This is a genomic window from Novosphingobium cyanobacteriorum (assembly GCF_029436685.1).
Taxonomy (GTDB): Bacteria; Pseudomonadota; Alphaproteobacteria; order Sphingomonadales; family Sphingomonadaceae; genus Novosphingobium; species Novosphingobium cyanobacteriorum.
In genome coordinates this window covers 1-18,106 of record NZ_JAROCY010000002.1, presented here as the reverse complement: position 1 = coordinate 18,106, position 18,106 = coordinate 1, and the positions used below count along the sequence as shown (strand labels likewise).

The window sequence follows — 18,106 nt, the reverse complement described above, 5'->3', positions numbered from 1 at the left end:
TAGACCCGGCTCTTCGTCGCACATGCCGTACCATGTCGTACGGTTCGATCCCTGCCCGTTTCGCATTGGCTGCGGCCATTTGCGCGCTTGTCGCGGGCTGCGGCGTGCCGGCGCGCCAGCCCTTGCGCGATCTGCGCCCGGCCAGCGCCCTGGGCGCGCAGGCGCTTTCCGGCGATGCCATCGCCTTTCCCGCAGACGAATGGTGGAAGGGATATGGCGACACCGGGCTGAACCGCGTGGTGGCCGATGCGCTGGCGGATTCGCCCGATATCGCCATCGCCGCCGCCCGCATCCGCGCGGCTGATGCCATGGCGCAGCAGGCGGGCGCACCGCTGCTGCCACAGCTGGGGGCAGAAGCGGCCGCCGGCGCGGCCAAGCAAAGCTACAACATGGGTTTCCCCAAGCAGTTCGTGCCCAAGGGCTTCCGTGAAACCGGCCGCCTCACCCTTTCGCTCGGGCTGGATCTTGATCTGTGGGGCCGCAACCGCGCGCTGTTGGCCGCCGCGCGCGGAGAAGCCGCTGCGGCCCGCGTCGATGCGGCGCAGGCCCGGCTGCTGCTGGCCAGCGGGGTGGCGCTGGAATGGGGGCAGATCTCCGCGCTGGAGGCTGCGCGGGTGCAGCTGGTCCGGTCTGCCGATGCGCTGGCGCAGATCGAGACCCTGGTCGGCCAGCGCCAGCAACGCGGGCTGGACAACAAGGCCGATCTCGCGCTTGCCACCGCGCGCCGCGCCGCTGCGGCGCAGGAACTGGCCGCGCTGGACGAAAGCATCGCGCTTGAGCGCAACCGGCTGGCCGCGCTGACCGGCCATGGTCCCGATTATGCCGCCACGCTGCCGCATCCGGCACAGTCACGGGCATTGGCACTGGCCGCCATCACCGGCGTTCCGGCCACGCTGCCGCTCGATCTCGTTGGCCGGCGGCCCGATCTGGTCTCGGCTCGTCTGCGTGCAGAAGCCGCCGCCAGCCGGGTCGAGGCGGCCCGTCGCGCCTTCTATCCCGATATCAACCTGTCCGTCGCCGGAGGCCTGCAGTCGCTCGGCTTCGGCCAGCTGCTCGAATCCGACAGCACTTATGCGCAGGCGGGGCCGGCGTTGAGCCTGCCGATCTTCCAGGGCGGGCGGCTCACCGGCAGCTATCGCGCCAGCAATGCCGCCTATGACGAAGCTGTCGCCCGCTATGACCAGACGCTGGTCGGCGCGGTGCGCGAAGTGGCCGATGCCATCACATCGCGCCGCGCGCTGGCAACGCGGCTGGCCGAGGCACAGGCCGGCGCGGCCGCGGCGGAACAGGCCGCATCGCTTGCCCGCATCCGCCGTTCGCAGGGTCTTTCCAACCTGATCCAGCAGCTTGCCGCCGAAGACAGCGCCGCACAGGCGAACCGCGCCCTGGCAGAGCTGCAGGCGCGGGCCTTCCTTCTCGATGTCACCCTCGTCCGGGCGCTTGGCGGCGGCTTCGCCGCGCCGGCCACGGGCACGGAGCCTGCCAAGCCATGACCGATTCCGCGCCAGTTCCTGCCAATGCTCCCGCCGATGCGCTGGCCGATAACATTGCCGGCGCGCCCGGCCGTTCGGGCAAGCGGCGGATGCTGCTGCAGCGCTTCGTCATCGCGCTGGCGGTCATCGCGGCGCTGTGGGCCATCTGGTACTTCGTGACGCAGCGCGGGCGGGTGCATACCGACAACGCCTATGTCGGGGCGGATACCGCCGTGGTCACGCCGCTGATCGGCGGCACGGTGAAGGCGGTGCGCGTCGGCGGAACCCAGCAGGTGGCCAAGGGCGATGTGCTGGTGGTGCTCGATGATTCGGACGCCCGTATCGATCTCGCCAATGCCGAGGCGCTGCTGGCCCAGGCGCGACAGCGCTTTCGCCAGCAGCGCGGCGGCACCACTGCCAGCCAGGCGGCCGTGGCGGCGCGCGCGGCGGAAGTGGCGCAGGCCCGTGCCCGCCTTGCCGCGGCGCAGGCGGATTTTGAAAAGGCGCGCGATGCCTACAACCGCCGCAGCGCGATTGCCTCAACAGGGGCGGTTTCGGGCGAGGAACTGGATCAGGCGCGCACCGCCTTTGCCGCCGCGCGCTCTGCCCTTGCGCAGGCGCAGGCGGGCATTGCCGCTGCCAGCGCCATGCAGGGCACCGCGCGGGGTGAGGCATCGGCCAGCGCCGCATTGACCCAGGGCTATACCGAAGAAACCTCGCCCGATGTGGCTGCCGCGCAGGCGCGCGTGGCGCAGGCCCGGCTCAACCTTGGCCGCACGGTGATCCGCGCGCCAATCGGCGGTGTGGTGACCAACCGCACCGTGCAGGTGGGGCAAAAGCTGCAGGGCGGCGCCCCGATCATGACGCTGGTCCCGCTTGATGCCACCTATGTCGACGCCAATTTCAAGGAAAGCCAGCTGCGCAACGTGAAGCCGGGCCAACCGGTGGAGCTGACCAGCGACTTCTATGGATCGGGCGTAGTCTATCACGGCAAGGTCGCCGGCTTTGCCGGCGGCACGGGCGCGGCCTTTGCGCTGATCCCGGCGCAGAACGCCACGGGAAACTGGGTCAAGGTGGTGCAGCGCCTGCCGGTGCGCGTGACGCTGGATCCGGCCGAGGTCAGGGCGCATCCCCTGCGCGTCGGCCTGTCGATGGATGCCGTGATCGACACGCGCGGGCAATGAGCGAGGCGGCCGCTCCCGCCCCGCCGACACCTGCGCCGGCATCTGCGCCTGCATCTGGGCCGGCCGGGCCCAGGCCGCTTGAAGGCGGGGCGCTGTGGCTCGCGGCGTTCGGTCTTGCGCTGACCAACTTCGTGGTGATTCTCGACACCACCATCACCAACGTTTCCGTGCCGCACATCGCAGGCTCACTGGCGGTTTCGCCTTCGCAGGGCACGTGGACGATCACGTCCTATGCCGTGGCAGAAGCGATCACCGTGCCGCTGTCCGGCTGGCTGGCTGGCCGGTTCGGCACCCTGCGCGTGCTGATCGCCTCGCTGGTGGGCTTTGCGCTGTTCTCGATGCTGTGCGGGCTGGCGCGCACGATCGAGGTCCTTGTGCTGCTGCGTGTGATGCAGGGGCTGTGCGGCGGGCCGCTGATGCCGATGACGCAGACGATGATGCTGCGCATTTTCCCGCCGGAAAAGATGGGCGCGGCCAACGCCTTGTGGGGTGTGACCGCCATTTTCGCGCCGATCCTCGGCCCGCTGATCGGTGGCTACATCTCCGACAACTGGTCGTGGCCATGGATCTTCTACATCAACATCCCGGTCGTGGCGCTGTGCCTGTTCATCATCCTGCGCCTGCTGCGCCCCTATGAATCCGCGACCCGGCATGAACGGATCGATCTGGTCGGCGTGGTCCTGCTGGTCCTGTTCGTCGGCGGCCTGCAGCTGGTGCTGGATCTTGGCCGGGAATACGACTGGTTCGGCTCCCCCATGATCGTGGCGCTGGCCCTGACCGCGGCCATCTCGTTCGGGCTGTTCATCATCTGGGAACTGACCGACGATCATCCGGCGGTGAACCTGCGCGTCCTGCGCTACCGCAGCCTGTGGGTGGGGATCAGCGCGTTGGCGCTGGGCTATGGCAGCGTGTTCTCGATGATCGTGCTGATCCCGCTCTGGCTGCAATCGGCCATCGGCTACACCTCCAGCGAAGCCGGGCATGTCATGGCGTTGATGGGCGTGCTGGCCGTGATGATGTCTCCGGTCGCCGGCCTGCTGATCCAGAAGCTTGACGTGCGCCTGCTGGTTTCGCTCGGCATGGTCTGGATCGCCTCCATCTCGGTGATGCGGATGTTCTGGACCAGCGACGGCACGTTCTGGGACTATGCCCTGCCCCAGCTGTTGCATGGTGCGGGAATGCCGTTCTTTTTCATCGGCTTGATGACCATGGCCCTGGTCGACGTGCCCGCTTCGGATATCCCCTCCGCCGCCGGCCTGCTCAGCTTCGTGCGCACCGTCAGCGGCGCAGCGGGCACCGCGCTCGGCACGTCGCTGTGGGACGAAGCCACGCGAGAGGCGCGGGTGAACCTGACCTCGACCCTGAACGGTGCGGAGGGCACGATGGCCCAGATGCAGGCCGGAGGGATGAGCGCCGACCAGGCGCGCGCGGCGATCGAGCGGCTGGTCGATGTGCAGGCTTCGACGATCGGCACCTTCCACGTTTTTGCCATTACCACGGTGCTGGTGCTGATCGCGATGGGGCTGGTGTGGCTGACTCCGCGCCCGGTGCTGCGCGGCCGTGCGGGAGCCGGCGCGCACTGAGCTTTCAAGGCGCCTCAGACGGGCTTGACCCCGTGTCAGTCGTTCTCAACCCCTTCTCAGTCGTTCTCAAGGTACGACTTTTCGGGCGATCCGGGCACAGGCCCAGAACCAGGCCGCGCCCCCGGCGGCAGCCAGTCCATAGCCGGGGCCAGGTGCCAGCAGCGGGCCCGTCGCCAGCGCCAGGAGCAGATACAGGCGATTGAAGATGCAGGACAATCTGCAGGACAGGGAGAGGGTCACGGCGAACAGGGAGAAAAGCCAGATCGCCAGTGCCCATGGCGAGAACGGGGCCTGCGCGGCCTGTTGCAGCAATTCGCCGTTGGCAGCCCCGCCAATGGCCCCCAGCACGGCCCGCTCAAGATCAAAGGCGCCCGTCTCTCCCGTGGCGAAGGATGTGCACAGCAGCAGGAATCCCGCCAAGGCCGGCCCAAGCCGCAAGGCCACCCCCGCCGCGCACGCCATTGCCAGCGCAAGGGTTACCCAGAATGCTGAGAATGCGGGAAGACCTTGCGCTTTCCCGGAACCTGTCCAACCCATCCTGTGCGACCATTGTTACGTAACGATATGGAGCGCATCGGTGGCCCGCTTCGAATGGACAAGTCGTTAACGCCACGCGGTTTATCCCCGGCAAAGGGCCTGCTAGGCCACAGGCCATGACCATCGCCCAGCTCGAACCGTTCCACGCCATCGCCGTTTCCGGCCTTGCCCACCGCCTTGCCGTGGAAGGGCGGTCGATCATCCACATGGAATTCGGCCAGCCGAGCACCGGCGCGCCCGCAGCCGCGATTGCCGAGGCGCACCGGGTGCTGGACAGCGACGCGATGGGATACTGGGAAAGCCCCGCGCTGAAGGCCCGGATCGCCGCCGGATACAGGGATTCCTGCGGGGTGGAGGTGGACCCGGCGCAAGTGATCCTGACCTGCGGCGCATCGCCCGCGCTGGTCATGGCGCTGTCACTGCGCTTTGCCCCCGGCGCCCGCGTGGCGATCGCCCGGCCCGGCTATGTCGCCTATCGCAACAACCTGCGCGCGCTGTTCATGGAGCCGGTGGAGCTGCCCTGCGGCCACAACGAACGGTATCAGGTGACCGCTGCCGCGCTGGAGGCGCTGGAGCCTGCGCCCGACGGGGTGATCATTGCCAGCCCCGCCAACCCCACGGGCACGGTGATTCCTCCGCAGGAGCTGCGCGCGATTGCCGAAGTGTGCCGCCGCCGCGGCATTGCGGTGATCAGCGACGAGATCTACCACGGGCTGACCTATGGCGAACCGGCGCTGTCGATGCTGGCGGTCGACAGCCAGGCGATCGTGGTGAACAGCTTTTCCAAGTATTTCAGCATGGCCGGCTGGCGACTGGGCTGGCTGGTGGTGCCGCCGGACCTGATCGATCAGGCCCGCGCCCGGATGGGCAACCTGTTCCTGACGCCGCCTTCACTGGCGCAGCATGCAGGGCTGGTGGCGATGGACTGCCGCGACGAGCTGGAAGGCCATGTTCGGTCCTATGCCCGCAACCGCGACCTCTTGCTGGCGGCGCTGCCGGGCATGGGATTGAAGCAGATCGCCCCGCCCGATGGCGCGTTTTACATCTATGCCGACATCGGCCATCTGACGCAGGACAGCCTGCAGTTCTGCACGGACCTGCTGCAGGACACCGGGGTGGCGACCGCGCCGGGGATCGACTTCGATCCGGTGGAGGGCCACCGCTTCATCCGCTTCAGCTTTGCAGTTTCCACCCCGCTGGTGGAGGAGGCGATCCGCCGGATGCAGCCGTGGTTCGCCGCAAGGAAGCCGCTGAGCGGCTGATCCAAACGGGCCTGAAACGACAGGACCGGAGACTGCGGGTGCAGCCTCCGGTCCGCCGGTTCCGCCAAGGCGGAGATGTTACATCGCGATCGAGAGCGAGGCGCGCACCGAATAGGAGGTGCCGCCGCCCTGCAGGCGTTCAGCCCCGGTGCTGAGCTTCCAGGTATAGTCCAGCCCGCCTGCATAGACGCTCAAGTTTCCGACCCATGCCGACGGCAGCGAGGCGGGTTCGATGGTGAAGCTGTCCCCACTGCCGAACGTGGCGGTGGTGGCCCCGAGGTGCCCCGAAAGACGGCTGCGACGCCCGCCTTCGATCTCGACCGTGAAGGGGCGGTTTTCGTAATCGCCCTGACCGGCGCTCCAGCTGGCGGCGAGCGTTGCGGTGCCGTTCAGCGCCTCGCTGTTGCGGGCATCGACACCCAGGATGATCGGCGCGCTGCCGGTTTCCTGGTAATCGTTTTCGTGCAGGCGGAAGTATTCCAGCACGCCCTTGGGCTTGAACTTCAGGTGTTCACCGATGGCGAGGGTATAGGAAAGACCGCCGGTGCCCGATGCGCTCCAGCCCTTCCACTTGCCCTGCGCGGCATAGGCGAGTGCGGCGCCATCAGCCGCGCCGATGAAATTGCGCGTGGAGGTGTAGCTCTGCTTGCCCACGCCGCCGCGCGCCCAGGCGTAGAACGGCCCTTTGGCCAGGCGCCAGAACAGGCCAAGCTCAAGATCGTTGGCCTTCACGCGCTGATAATCGCCGGTCTTCACCGTGCCCGAGAAATAGGTGAACGAGACGCCGAAGCGGCCGAGGCCGGTCTTGCGTTCGATACCCGCCGAAAGGCCGCCACCGCTGTTCTTGAACCCGGCGTCCGCGCCCGGGCTGTGTTCACCGCGGAAGTAGAACGGTTCGAGCCAGCCGCCGATGTCGCTGATCGTGTAGATGCTGGAATCATCGTCGATATGCCGCGCGGCAAGGCGCGCGCCACGGGTGATGATGTCGAACGTACCGCCCGAATAATCCGGGAGCATCTGCGCGAACTGGCTTTGCAGGGCGGCGGTGTCTGCCACCTGCAGCAGGCTGGTCTGCAGACCCACATTGTCCAGCGCATTGGCGATGATCGCGCTGTAGGCCGCCGATTGCGCGCCATTGAGCCCGAGCTGTGCCGCCGTCTTGCGCGCGATGGTGAGTTGCAGGTCATTGCCCACGGCAGCCAGCGTGCCGTTGTAGAGCACCGGCATGTTGAGCGCCGAAGCATCGATCGTGCCTGCGCCGGTCAGCGTGCCCGCGCTGAGCACGGTGAAGGTGCCTTCCGCCTTGGACAGCGAGGACACCGTGGCCGAAACCTTGGCCCCGCTGGCGAAAGTGGCGGTATCGGCAATCAGCCTTGAGCTGGTGCCGGTTGCGCCATCGACATAGACGCGCAGGGTGCCACTGGCGCCGACATTGAGCGAGCCGATCGTGGTGGTGGTGGCGGCATTGGCGCCGAAGGTGCCGCCATTCACCGTGACCGCCAGCTGCGATCCGCCGGTGACGGTGCCAAGCCAGCGCGAATTGTCTGCCAGGGTCAGCGTGCCGGCCTGGCCATTGAGGATCATCGTGCCGGTGAAGCGCGAATTGCCCGCCATCGTCAGCGACGCCGCGCCAGTGCCGTAATCGATGTTGCCGATCCACTTGGCGTCGTCGGCCAGCTTCACCGTATCGTCACCCGCACCGAGGAAGGCGTTGCCGGTGACCTTGCCCGTCTTGATATCCAGCAGGTCGTTGCCGGTGCCGGTGTAGATATCGCCGGTGATGGTGGAATAGGACTTGGCCGTATCGGGGTTGTAGCCCGAAGCCGCCTTGTCGTTCGACTGTGCGGTGGCGTTGGCGGCGGTGAGCGTCTGCTTGATGGTGACGCCGCTGCTGTTGGCGGACAGGTCAATGGCCGCCAGAGTATCTTCGCTGGAGCCGCTGACCGAGATGGTGCCGGCGTTTTCCAGCGTGGTGACGGTGCCCGAAAGATCGCGGATGGCATAGGACGCGCCGATGCCGGGCGAGGAGATCACCGACTTGATCGAGCCGCTGTTGTAGAGCGTGCCGACAGTGGAACCGGCGTTGATCAGCAGGGCGGTGGCGGCGCTGTCAACCGTGGTGGCGCTGATGCTGCCGGAAACGCCGATGCCCTTGGTCAGGGTGACATCGCCGCCCTTGCCACCGATCACCACGCCAAAGGCATTGGTGGAACTGTAGACCGCATTGGCCGAGACCGAGCCATCGATCCCCAGCGAATAGGTGCCGGCATTGGTGGTGCCGCCGCCGATCGTGATGTCGGTGGCGCCGCCGATCTGGATGCCCGGGCTGTTGCCATAGGCGGTGATCGAACCGGTCGACTGGTCTGCCGCGGAGCTGGAAGCCGGCACATAGAGCAGCACGCCCCCGCCGACATTGCCGTCGATCTCAACCACGGCCTTGCCGCTTTGCAGCGCGCTGCGCGAGAGCGCCTGGGTGGCGCCGGCATCGGTGGTGTAGGACGCGGACTGGGCAAGATCGCCGCCGATCTTGACCTGCCCGGTCACGTTGCCATCGACCACCAGCGCCTGCGCGCCCTGGCCCACAACGGTGACGGTGCCGTTGGCGACCACATTGCCACCCACGGTGCCGGTGCGGATGGCAACGCTGTTGTCACCCTTCACGGTGATGGTGCCGGTGTTCGACAGATCGCCGGTGAGCACGCCTTCGTTGCTGATGCCCGCCGAATTGAGCCCATCGACGGTGATCGTGCCGGTGTTGGAGACCGAGCCGGTGACAGTGCCGCCGGGCAGCAGGCGGATGCCATAGCGATTGCTGGCGCTGGCGACCGGACCATCGGCGATGCCGTTCGAATCGGCATCGGCGGCGCTGAAGGTTTCGAGCACGCTGATCGTGCCGGCATTGCCGATGGTGGTGGTGACACCCGGATTCACCGCGACGCCGGTGGCGCCATTGGCATCGCCCATCTTGATGGCGCCGCCCGAATTCACGGTGACGGTGTTGTTCGAATCGACGGTGACGCCGGTGCCCGACGGGACGGTGATCGTGCCGGTGCCGGTAACCGTGACCGAGCCCACCGTGGAAGTGACCAGCGGCGAGGTGGTGCTGGTGCTGACGCTGGTATCGGCCAGGGCCGGCGTGGCGGTGGCCAGCAGCGCGAGCGGAGCGGCCGAAGCCAGGAGACGGGAGGCGGCGAGCGACTTCGACGTGGTGTGGATCATGGTCCGTCCGGCAAAGGGACCCGCGCGCTGGCGCACGCGGGCCGAGGTTTGATCTGCCGCGCGGTATAGCTCCGCACGGGCGGTCAGGGTAATGGAAATCGCACGCCCGTGGCCCGGGGAGGCACCGACGCACGACTTCCGAGCGATTTAACGCGTGCCTAGCCTTTTCCCTTCGCAAAGCCTTCAAGAAAATTTCTGGGAGATGACCGTTCCGTAAATTTGGCGTTCATGCGATGAACGGCAGCACCCACGCTGGGCTTTGGGGGAATGGACGGAGCGACCCTCGTGCACGGCGGACAATCCTCGTGACATTCCATGGCGACATCACCGGTGGCACCGCTGTGCCGGCGGAGGACTTCGGATTCCAGCCCGATGCCGTGGCGGGCGCGGTTCCGGTGATCATCGACACGGACGATGCGGCGCTGATGGCGCGGGTGGCGCAGGGGTGCGAGGACGCCTTTGCCCAGCTGGTGGACCGGCACATGCCCGCGCTGTACCGCGTGGCGGCGCGCATGCTGGGCGACGGACACGAAGCCGAGGATGTGGTGCAGGACTGCTTCGCCCGCATGTGGCAGAACGCGCCGCGGTGGAGCGCCACCGGCGCGGGGCTGGTCGGCTGGCTGCACCGCGTGACCATGAACCTGTGCTTTGACCGCAAGCGGCGCTTTCGCGTGGTGACCACGCCCGAACTTCCCGACATGGCCGACGAGGCGCCGCTGGCGGATGCGCAGATCGAATCGGACGAAGCGCACCGCGCGGTAAGCGCAGCGCTGAATGACCTGCCCGAGCGCTATCGGGCGGCGCTTGTGCTTTGTTATTATGAAGGTTTTTCGAATGCCCTTGCAGCCGAGGTGATGGACCTCAACATTAAGGCGATGGAATCACTGCTGTTCAGGGCGCGCCGGCACTTGCGCGATTTGCTGACGGAACGCGATGTCGCGCCGCAGGACCTTGTGGCGCGCGCCTCCGTTACGGCCGCGCAGACGGGCGCGCGGGCATGAGCCGCAGCGTGCCACCGTCGCCCCGGGTGGGCGAGGACCTGCTTGATCGCACGCTGAATGGCGTGGCCGCGCCCAAGGTGCCGGAAGGCCTGGCGGCGCGGATCAAGCGCGAGGTGCCGCGCATGGCGCAGTTGCCGCCGTTGGTGGAGCCCGGGCCGATCACGCCCGAAGCGGTGGCCACCCCCGCAACCGGCGTTCTGCCGCAGGTTCGGCAGCCCGGTGTGCAGCCAGGCACGCCCCTGCCCCGTCGGCGCTGGCTGGCCGTGGGCACCGGCGGCATCGGTGCGCTTGCAGCGGGTTTCGCCGTGATCGCCCTGCTGGGGCCGGCGCAACAGCAGGCGGAAACGGCCGTGCCGGTTGCGCCCGCAGCCCCGCTGGCAGCGGCGCCGGCTACCCCGCAGGGAGAGACGCCGGGTAATCCACCGGCTGCGGCGCAGGCCCGCATGGCCGCCGCGCCTGCCGCCGTTCGCCCGCAGGGCAATGCTGCGCCCAAGGTGGAAGAGACCGTGGCGCACCCCACCCAGCCTCCTGCCGCCGAACTGGCCATCGCCACCCCGCCCAAGGCGGAGCAGAGCGCCGAGAAGGAAGAGGCGACCTCAGCCAATGCACCCGCGCCCGGCTATCGCGGGCAGATGGGGCCGGTGCTGCCGCAGGGGTATGGCTTTACCGGCAGCATGGGCGGGCCGGCCATCCCTTCAAGCGCGCCGGTGCAGATGTCCGGCGGCCCCGGATCGGGCAGCGCGCCGCATTGACCCCACCGAGATGCAAGACCGGTAGACGCACGGTTCCGGCAGGGGCATGAAGCCGGGATGGCCGGACGCATACTCCTTGTCGAAGACGACGCGCAGATTGCGGACTACATCGCCCGCGGGCTGGACGAGGAAGGGTTTACCGTGGACCGCGCAGGCAACGGGCGCGATGGCCTGTTCCTTGCCACTGACAGCCAGTTCGACGTGGTGGTGCTCGATCGCATGCTGCCGGCGATGGACGGGCTGGCGCTGCTGAAGGCGATGCGCGCGGCGGAGGTGCAGACCCCGGTGATCATGCTGTCCGCGCTGGGCAGCACCGACGACCGGGTGGCCGGGCTGACCGCCGGGGCTGACGATTACCTGCCCAAGCCGTTTTCGTTCGCCGAGCTTCTGGCGCGGGTGCAGGCGCTGATGCGGCGGGGCGCGGGCGGAGGCGGCACGGCCAAGCCGCAGGACACCGTGCTGCGCTGCGCTGATCTGGAATTGGACCGCCTGACCCGCGTGGTGAAGCGCGGTGGACGCAAGATCGCCATGCAGCCGCGCGAATTCCGCCTGCTGGAATACATGCTGCTGCACCAGGGTGAGGTGGTGACGCGCACGATGCTGCTGGAAGCGGTGTGGGACTATCACTTCGACCCCGGCACCAACGTGATCGACGTGCATATCAGCCGCCTGCGCCGCAAGATCGACGATGGCGAGGTGCAAGCGCTGTTCCACACGGTGCGCGGCGCGGGCTACCGCCTGGGCACTGAGTGAGCGGGTGCGCCGCCGCCTGACCTCCACGATGGCGCGGCTGGTGCTGGCCATCTTCGTGCTGCAGCTGCTTTCCAGCGCGCTGGCGATCTTCTTTCTGCGCGGGCAGATGCTGGAGGTGGTGCACAGCGACCGGGTGCGGCAGGTGACCGATGTGCGCGACGACCTGCTGGCCGCCTATTATGACGGCGGGCACGACGGGCTGGCCGACTTCATCGCGCGCCGGCGTGGCAGTGCGGCCGACCCCACGGTGTTCGTGGCGCTGCTGGGCAAGGATGCGCCGGTGCTGTCCAACCTGGCGCGCGTGCCCGATATCCCGGTTACCCCGCAGCCGCGCGCGTTGACGGTGGACCGGGGTGCCGATCTGCCCCCCATCGAGGGCGTGGCGCAGGCCAGCGTGCTGTCAGACGGGGACCGCCTGATCGTGGGGGTGATGAGCGCCACCGAGCGGCGGCTGGACTTCGCCTTTGCCACGGCGGTGGGCCTGACCATTGCAATGGCGGCGGCGCTGGCGCTGGCGAGCGCGCTGCTGCTGGGCGCGGTGATCAGCCGGCGCACCCACGAACTGGCCGATACGGCCGCCCAGCTGGGCCGGGGCAACTTCGGCGTGCGCGTTCCGCTGGCGCAGACCGGCGATGGCTTTGACCACCTGCGCCAGCAGATGAACCTGATGGCCGAGCGGATCGACAGCCTGGTTTCGCAGCTGGGATCGATCGGCGGCGCGCTGGCGCATGACCTGCGGTCCCCGGTGGCGCGGCTGACGGCGGCAATCGACACGGCGCTGGCCAAGGCGGACGATCCCGCCGCCGCCGATGCGCTGCAGGCGGCGCGCAGCGATGCCGACCTGCTGCGCCAGATGCTGGAGAACGCGCTGGAGATCAGCCGGCTGGAAGGCGGCGCGCTGGAAGACCGGCGCGTGACGCTTGACCTCGCCACCGTGGCCGAGGACCTGGTGGAGCTTTACGAGCCGCTGGCCGAGCAATCGGGCGTGGCGCTGGAAGCCGAGCTGGCCCACGCCACGGTGCGCGCGGATCGCGAGCTGCTGTCCCGCGCGCTGGCCAACCTGATCGACAACGCGCTGAAATACGGCGGGAAGCGCATCGTTGTTGGCACGCGCGCCAGCAGCACCTGGGCCGAGATCAGCGTGAGCGACGACGGCCCCGGCATTGCCGCCGAGGACCGCGGACGGGTGGTGGAGCGCTTCGTCAGGCTGGACAATGCGCGCACGCTGCCGGGCGGCGGGCTGGGCCTGGCCATGGTGGCCGCGGTGGCGCGGCTCCATGGTGGCGAACTGGTGCTGTCAGGCGAAAGCGGCCTCGTGGCGATCCTGCGCCTGCCCCGTTGAGGGCGGAGCGGAGGGCGCGGCGACTGCGTTGCCCGGCCCCTGCGGCCCTTGCGGCCCCTGCGGACCTTCGGGCGTGTTGACCCGCCCGGTGCGTTCCAGTTTGCCCCAGCCGATGCCCAGACCCGAAAGCGCGGCACCGACCGCGCGGATCACCACGCCGTACATCAGCTGACGATAGACGAAGCGCTGGGTCAGCAGCAGCAGCACCGGCAGCCTGCGTTCGCGCACATCGAGCCGGTAGGCGACGAGGCCGCACGCAAGATCAACGGTGGTGAAGGCCGCCCAATAGAGCGCCATGCGCAGCACGTCGGTCTGGGTCTGGGCCACGCCGTGTTCGCCCACGCGGATGATCGTGCCGATGATCGAGACCGCCAGCGCAAGGTCAATCAGGGGCGAGATCATCGCGAAGACGATCTGGAACAGCCAGGCCTGCGGCATGCCGATGAAGGCAAGGCCCGAGGGATTGCGATCGCGCAGCACGCAGCGGTGCTTCCACAGGCACTGCAGCGTGCCGAAGGCCCAGCGGAAGCGCTGCTTGCCAAGGGCGCGCAGCGTTTCGGGCGCTTCGGTCCAGGCCACGGCCTGTTCGTCATAGGCGATCTTCCAGCCCTTGCGCTGGATGGCGATGGTCAGGTCCTGGTCCTCGGCCAGGGTATCTTCGGGGAAACCGCCAACCTGCTCCAGCGCGCTGCGCCGCCACGCGCCGACCGCGCCGGGCACGACCATGATCGCATCGAACCCGGTCAGGGCGCGGCGTTCGATGTTCTGCGCGGTGACATATTCCACCGCCTGCCAGCGGGTGACGATGTTGACGCGGTTGCCCACCTTGGCGTTGCCGGCCACGGCACCGATCTCTTCGGCCACGAACCAGCGCACCAGCCGGGCAATGGTCTGCGGTTCGAACTGGGTATCGGCATCCAGCGCCACGACGATCTCACCCTCGGCATGGGCAAGCGCGCGGTTGAGCGCCTTGGCCTTGCCGCCATTGACCAGCGTCATCAGCTGGACGCGCGGATCGTTGCCGAAGGCCTCGGCCACGATGGCGCTGGTGCGGTCCTTCGATCCATCATCAGCCACGATCACCTGCATCGCGGCATAATCACTGGCGAGGATGCGCCGCACGGACGATTCGATCACGCGTTCTTCGTTGAAGGCAGGGATGATGACAGTGACGAGCGGCTGGCCTTCCGGCTCTGGCGGAGGCATCAGGCGGCGGCCGGGGAGCAGGGCGAGCCCGGTCATGCCCACGGCGCGGATCACGCCCAGCGCGATGGCGAAGAAGAATATCCAGTTGAGCGCGCCCAGCATCATCGACAGCAGCGAGAAGATGCCGACATCTGCGCGCACGGCCAGCAGGTCCCACCCGGCCACCTTGGGCATCACGTCATCACGCTTCAGCCCGGCGAGCGTGGAGGCGGGGACGAAGCGATAGCCGTCCGCCTCAAGTCGCGTGATGATCTGCGGCAGCGCCAGCGCGGTCTGCGAACGGTCACCACCGCCATCGTGCAGCAGGATGACGTTGACGGTGCGATCGGGCGTGGCGCCTTCCACTGAAGCAACCGTCCGTGCCACGATGTCGTCGGCGGTGCGCTTTTTCCAGTCACCCGGATCGGCGTGAAGGCCGACCACGGTATAGCCCTGCTGCTGCGCCACGAGCGCCGGGCCGAGTTCATCGGGCGTGGTCGGTTCGGCATCGCCGAAATAGGGGGCGCGGAACAGGCGGGTGGAGCGGCCGGTATAGGCCTCGATCAGCCGTTGCGTGGCATTGAGTTCAAGCTTGATCCCGGCGTCGCTTTCTTCCGCCATGTTGGGATGGGTATAGCTGTGGTTGCCGATCTCATCCCCATCGGCGACCATGCGCTGCAGCATGCGGCGGTTCTGAACGCCGTTTTCACCGATGACGAAGAAGGTGCCTGGCACGTGGTAGCGTTCCAGCACCGAAAGGATCTGCGGCGTGTATTTGGGATCGGGGCCATCGTCGAAGGTGAGCGCCACCAGCTTTGGCCGCGCGCCGGTGCGCCGCACGACGAAAGGCGTGGGCAGCGAATCATAGCGTTCGCCAATGGCCAGCCGGGAATGCGGATCCCATTCGAGCGAGCGGGCGCCGGTCTGCGGCGTGGCATCAACGCGCAGGATTTCGCCCTGTCCTTCCACATCGACATTGCTGGCCTGGCGAATGGCGGACAGATCAGGCGTGCCGGGGCGCTTGCTGCGCCAGCTTGACAGTGCGGTCCAGAAGCCGGGGTCTTCGGAACCCAGCCGCCACAGCGCCACCGAACCGACATCCAGCCGGCTGAGCATCTGCATCTGGTTCCAGCTGGCCGCGGCATCGAGCATCCACACATCATGGCGGACACCGGGCGTGCTGGGGCTGCCGTCGACATCATCATCAAAGGCGAAGCCTGCGTTGCCGCTGCCCTTGTCCCACATCGGTTTCGTTCCGCTGTCGTGCGCGGAAAGCCAGGCTTCTTCGACCGTCAATGCATCGGCGCGGCCATCATGCCAATCATAGCCATAATTGCCGAGTGCCACGATGACCTTGCCGGAAGGGACGCCCTTCAGCTGCTGCGCAAGGTGCGTGGCAAACCACGCGTTGGAGGCAATGGGGCCGGCCTTGCCGCCCTGCCAGTGCTCGTCATAGGCCATCAGCACCACGCGGTCGGTCACGGGCAGGAAATCGCGCGCAACCCATGCGGCATCGTCGATCGGCATGGTGACGGCGACCACGCGGTGGCGCGGCGCGAGGCGCGCATGCAGGTCTGCCGCGAACTGCCGCTCTGCCGCCACGCCGCGTGCGGGCAGGTTTTCGAAGTCGATCATCACGCCGCTGTCACCATTGCGATCCAACGCGGCGGAGATGCCATCGACCAGCGCCTTGCGCTTCACTGGATCGGCCATGACGGCGGCTGCGCCACCACCATCCCAGACCCCGCCGGAGGCGTTCTGAAGCACATCGACCACCAGCGGACGATGGATCGAGCCGGCCAGCACGCGTCGCAACGGGCCATCTTCCGTCACCACCAGTCGACCGGCGTGGTCCATGCTCATCAGGGTGGGGGCAACCCAGTCCAGCTGTCCGATACGGCGCGCCAGTGTTTCCGCGCTGCCATCGGACCAGCTGGTGTAGAACCCGACGGTCAGCGCATCGGGCTTGCCCCGTGCAGCGGCAACCGGGTGGCGGCCGAACAGGTCCTGGATGCGGTGGGACAGGCGGCTGACCTGCGACTTGAAGCGTAGCGGGGCAAGCCGTTCAAACCCCAACGGCAGAGGCTGGCTGGCCGGCACGGTGACCAGCGTGGTGGCGAATATCGCAGCGAGCACCAGCAGCAGGCCCAGCAGCGCAAAACCGCCGCGGCGTGTCCAGCGGCGGCGGCTACCCGTGGGATCGAAAAAGATTGGGCGTGACAACTGCGCTTCCCCCGGAGGTCATGGCGCAGCGGCGCTGCGGGGCTTGGGCGGGGCGGGGTGACGATGGAAGGCCCTGATTGAATCGGAACAGGGGACCGTCACGTCGCGATTCGGGGCCTGTCCATCGTCGGAAACCGCTCTAGGCGTCGGCGGCGAACCGGCGCGTGAGCAGGACATTACAAATAGGCAACGTTGCGGCCTGTTCGCCTTTTTCGAACGGTCTGGCCGGGATTTTCCGCTCTTCCGCCAGGCGGCCGCCACACTAGATTGGCGGAATGAACAGACAGCCCGTTTTCTTCCTTTCGCACGGCGGCGGACCATGGCCCTGGCTGGAAGGCGAATTTCGCCGCAGCTTCGACTGGCTGGAAGCCTCGCTGAAGGCGCTGCCCGCGCAGCTGCCCGAACCGCCCACGGCCGTGCTGGCCGTTTCGGGCCATTGGGAAGAGCCGGGTTTTGCCGTTTCGACCGCGGCAGAGCCGGACATGGTCTATGACTATTCGGGCTTTCCCGAACACACCTACCACATCCGCTATCCGGCGCCGGGCTCTCCCGCCGTGGCAGAGCGCGTGGTCAAACTGGCGGCTGAAGCCGGCATTCCCGTGGCGCGCGATCCACAGCGCGGGTTTGACCACGGCACGTTCTCGATGCTGCAGCCAATCTATCCGCAGGCGGATGTTCCGGTGGTCAGCCTGTCGATGCGGCAGGATTATGATCCCGCCGCGCATCTCGCCTTGGGTCGCGCCCTGGCCCCGCTGCGCGATGAAGGCGTGCTGATCATCGGATCGGGATTTTCCTATCACAACCTGCGGCTGTTTGACGAACGCGCGTTTGAACCCAGCGCTGGGTTCGACGCGTGGCTGCGCCATGCGCTGATCGACCTGCCGCCGGAAGAACGCGCCGCGGCGATGCTGCGCTGGAGCACGGCACCCTTTGCCCGGGTGGCCCATGCGCGCGAGGATCACCTGGTCCCCCTGTTCGTGGCGGTGGGTGCGGCGGGGGACGATCCGGCAACCTGCGTCTATTCGGAGGCCCGGATGCGCGGCGGGATCACCGCCTCGTCCTATCGTTTCGGGCAGGACACCACGCCAACCGGGTTCGACCTGATCGCCGAGCGCGTGGCGGCCTAGCGCCCGTCGAGCCGCTTGCCCAGCGTTTCCACGGCCTGTGCATCATAACCCAGCGCGGCATAAAAGGCCTGGGTCGCGGCATTGTCGTGCCGCACCATCAGCATGATCTTGGGGCATTGACGGGCGGACAGCCACTGTTCCGCCGCCGCCATCAGCGTACGGCCATGGCCCAGCCGCTGCCTCGCCGGATTGACGCCGAGATAATAGACCCAGCCCCGGTGGCCATCGAAGCCGACCATCACCGCACCGGCCAGTGCGCCCGCGTCCTCGGCCAGCAGGACCGCGCTGCCCGCGCCCTCCACCGCCAGCCGGAAATCGGTGGCGGGATCATTCCACGGGCGGGTGTCAATCGGCGTTCAAAGTTGACCCCCTGATCGGCGCGTAAAACTGACCCCCCTATCGGTCTGGCAGGCGGTTATCCCGGTAGTCCATGGGAGGGGCCCGCGCATGCCGTCGCGCGCCGTCA

13 protein-coding genes are annotated in these 18,106 nt (G+C 67.8%); 9 read left to right on the top strand and 4 right to left on the bottom strand.

Translation table 11 applies throughout. The features are described from left to right. The first annotated feature begins 32 nt into the window (after nucleotides 1-32). Genes POM99_RS01875 through POM99_RS01865 form a run of 3 tightly spaced genes read left to right on the top strand, consistent with a single transcriptional unit; the run spans nucleotide 33 to nucleotide 4,239 of the window. On the top strand, nucleotides 33-1,493 hold the full coding sequence (locus POM99_RS01875) for an efflux transporter outer membrane subunit (protein ID WP_277275093.1): 1,461 nt from the start codon (nucleotides 33-35) through the stop codon (nucleotides 1,491-1,493). Then, nucleotides 1,490-2,656: an HlyD family secretion protein gene (locus tag POM99_RS01870; protein WP_277275092.1), complete on the top strand. Its 1,167-nt coding sequence runs from the start codon at nucleotides 1,490-1,492 to the stop codon at nucleotides 2,654-2,656. Before POM99_RS01875 ends, POM99_RS01870 begins: the two co-directional genes overlap by 4 nt. Next, on the top strand, nucleotides 2,653-4,239 hold the full coding sequence (locus tag POM99_RS01865) for a DHA2 family efflux MFS transporter permease subunit (RefSeq protein WP_277275091.1): 1,587 nt from the start codon (nucleotides 2,653-2,655) through the stop codon (nucleotides 4,237-4,239). Before POM99_RS01870 ends, POM99_RS01865 begins: the two co-directional genes overlap by 4 nt. A gap of 66 nt (nucleotides 4,240-4,305) precedes the next feature. Here POM99_RS01865 and POM99_RS01860 read toward each other — a convergent pair whose 3' ends face one another. Further along, nucleotides 4,306-4,659, bottom strand: coding sequence for a hypothetical protein (locus POM99_RS01860; RefSeq protein ID WP_277275090.1), 354 nt, complete (start codon nucleotides 4,657-4,659; stop codon nucleotides 4,306-4,308). A gap of 233 nt (nucleotides 4,660-4,892) precedes the next feature. Here POM99_RS01860 and POM99_RS01855 point away from each other — a divergent pair, with 233 nt between their 5' ends. Continuing rightward, the gene (locus tag POM99_RS01855) at nucleotides 4,893-6,038 is read left to right on the top strand and encodes an aminotransferase class I/II-fold pyridoxal phosphate-dependent enzyme (protein ID WP_277275089.1); all 1,146 of its coding nucleotides are present in this window, start codon (nucleotides 4,893-4,895) and stop codon (nucleotides 6,036-6,038) included. 78 nt (nucleotides 6,039-6,116) lie between these two features. Here the strand turns inward: POM99_RS01855 and POM99_RS01850 are convergent, their stop codons facing one another. Further along, a complete protein-coding gene (locus POM99_RS01850) occupies nucleotides 6,117-9,257 on the bottom strand; it encodes an autotransporter domain-containing protein (protein ID WP_277275088.1) in 3,141 nt (1,046 codons plus the stop codon). A 305-nt stretch (nucleotides 9,258-9,562) separates the two neighbouring features. Here POM99_RS01850 and POM99_RS01845 point away from each other — a divergent pair, with 305 nt between their 5' ends. From POM99_RS01845 to POM99_RS01830, 4 genes are read left to right on the top strand one after another with little or no spacing between them, the layout of a single operon-like run. Continuing rightward, nucleotides 9,563-10,258, top strand: coding sequence for an RNA polymerase sigma factor (locus POM99_RS01845; RefSeq protein WP_277275087.1), 696 nt, complete (start codon nucleotides 9,563-9,565; stop codon nucleotides 10,256-10,258). Beyond that, nucleotides 10,255-11,010, top strand: coding sequence for a hypothetical protein (locus tag POM99_RS01840; protein WP_277275086.1), 756 nt, complete (start codon nucleotides 10,255-10,257; stop codon nucleotides 11,008-11,010). The genes POM99_RS01845 and POM99_RS01840 overlap by 4 nt, the downstream gene beginning before the upstream one ends. A 57-nt stretch (nucleotides 11,011-11,067) precedes the next feature. Further along, on the top strand, nucleotides 11,068-11,763 hold the full coding sequence (locus POM99_RS01835; RefSeq protein ID WP_277275085.1) for a response regulator transcription factor: 696 nt from the start codon (nucleotides 11,068-11,070) through the stop codon (nucleotides 11,761-11,763). 4 nt (nucleotides 11,764-11,767) lie between these two features. Next, entirely contained in the window at nucleotides 11,768-13,105 is a 1,338-nt protein-coding gene (locus POM99_RS01830) for a sensor histidine kinase (protein WP_277275084.1), read from the top strand. Here the strand turns inward: POM99_RS01830 and POM99_RS01825 are convergent. Continuing rightward, complete coding sequence (locus POM99_RS01825; protein ID WP_277275083.1) at nucleotides 13,061-16,513, bottom strand: trifunctional glycoside hydrolase family 18/polysaccharide deacetylase/glycosyltransferase family 2 protein; 3,453 nt, start codon at nucleotides 16,511-16,513, stop codon at nucleotides 13,061-13,063. The two genes, POM99_RS01830 and POM99_RS01825, sit on opposite strands and share 45 nt — an antisense overlap. A 275-nt stretch (nucleotides 16,514-16,788) precedes the next feature. On the opposite strand from POM99_RS01825, the gene POM99_RS01820 reads away from it, so the two are divergent. After that, nucleotides 16,789-17,640, top strand: a complete 852-nt coding sequence (locus POM99_RS01820) for a DODA-type extradiol aromatic ring-opening family dioxygenase (RefSeq protein WP_277275082.1) — start codon at nucleotides 16,789-16,791, stop codon at nucleotides 17,638-17,640. Here POM99_RS01820 and POM99_RS01815 read toward each other — a convergent pair. Next, a complete protein-coding gene (locus tag POM99_RS01815; RefSeq protein WP_277275373.1) occupies nucleotides 17,637-17,990 on the bottom strand; it encodes a GNAT family acetyltransferase in 354 nt (117 codons plus the stop codon). The two genes, POM99_RS01820 and POM99_RS01815, sit on opposite strands and share 4 nt — an antisense overlap. Nucleotides 17,991-18,106 lie beyond the last annotated feature (116 nt).

Coding starts and splice junctions, on each gene's coding strand:
- POM99_RS01875 (WP_277275093.1), top strand. CDS start 33: ATGTCGTACGGTTCGATCCCTGCCCGTTTCGCATTGGCTGCGGCCATT.
- POM99_RS01870 (WP_277275092.1), top strand. CDS start 1,490: ATGACCGATTCCGCGCCAGTTCCTGCCAATGCTCCCGCCGATGCGCTG.
- POM99_RS01865 (WP_277275091.1), top strand. CDS start 2,653: ATGAGCGAGGCGGCCGCTCCCGCCCCGCCGACACCTGCGCCGGCATCT.
- POM99_RS01855 (WP_277275089.1), top strand. CDS start 4,893: ATGACCATCGCCCAGCTCGAACCGTTCCACGCCATCGCCGTTTCCGGC.
- POM99_RS01850 (WP_277275088.1), bottom strand. CDS start 9,257: ATGATCCACACCACGTCGAAGTCGCTCGCCGCCTCCCGTCTCCTGGCT.
- POM99_RS01840 (WP_277275086.1), top strand. CDS start 10,255: ATGAGCCGCAGCGTGCCACCGTCGCCCCGGGTGGGCGAGGACCTGCTT.
- POM99_RS01835 (WP_277275085.1), top strand. CDS start 11,068: ATGGCCGGACGCATACTCCTTGTCGAAGACGACGCGCAGATTGCGGAC.
- POM99_RS01820 (WP_277275082.1), top strand. CDS start 16,789: ATGAACAGACAGCCCGTTTTCTTCCTTTCGCACGGCGGCGGACCATGG.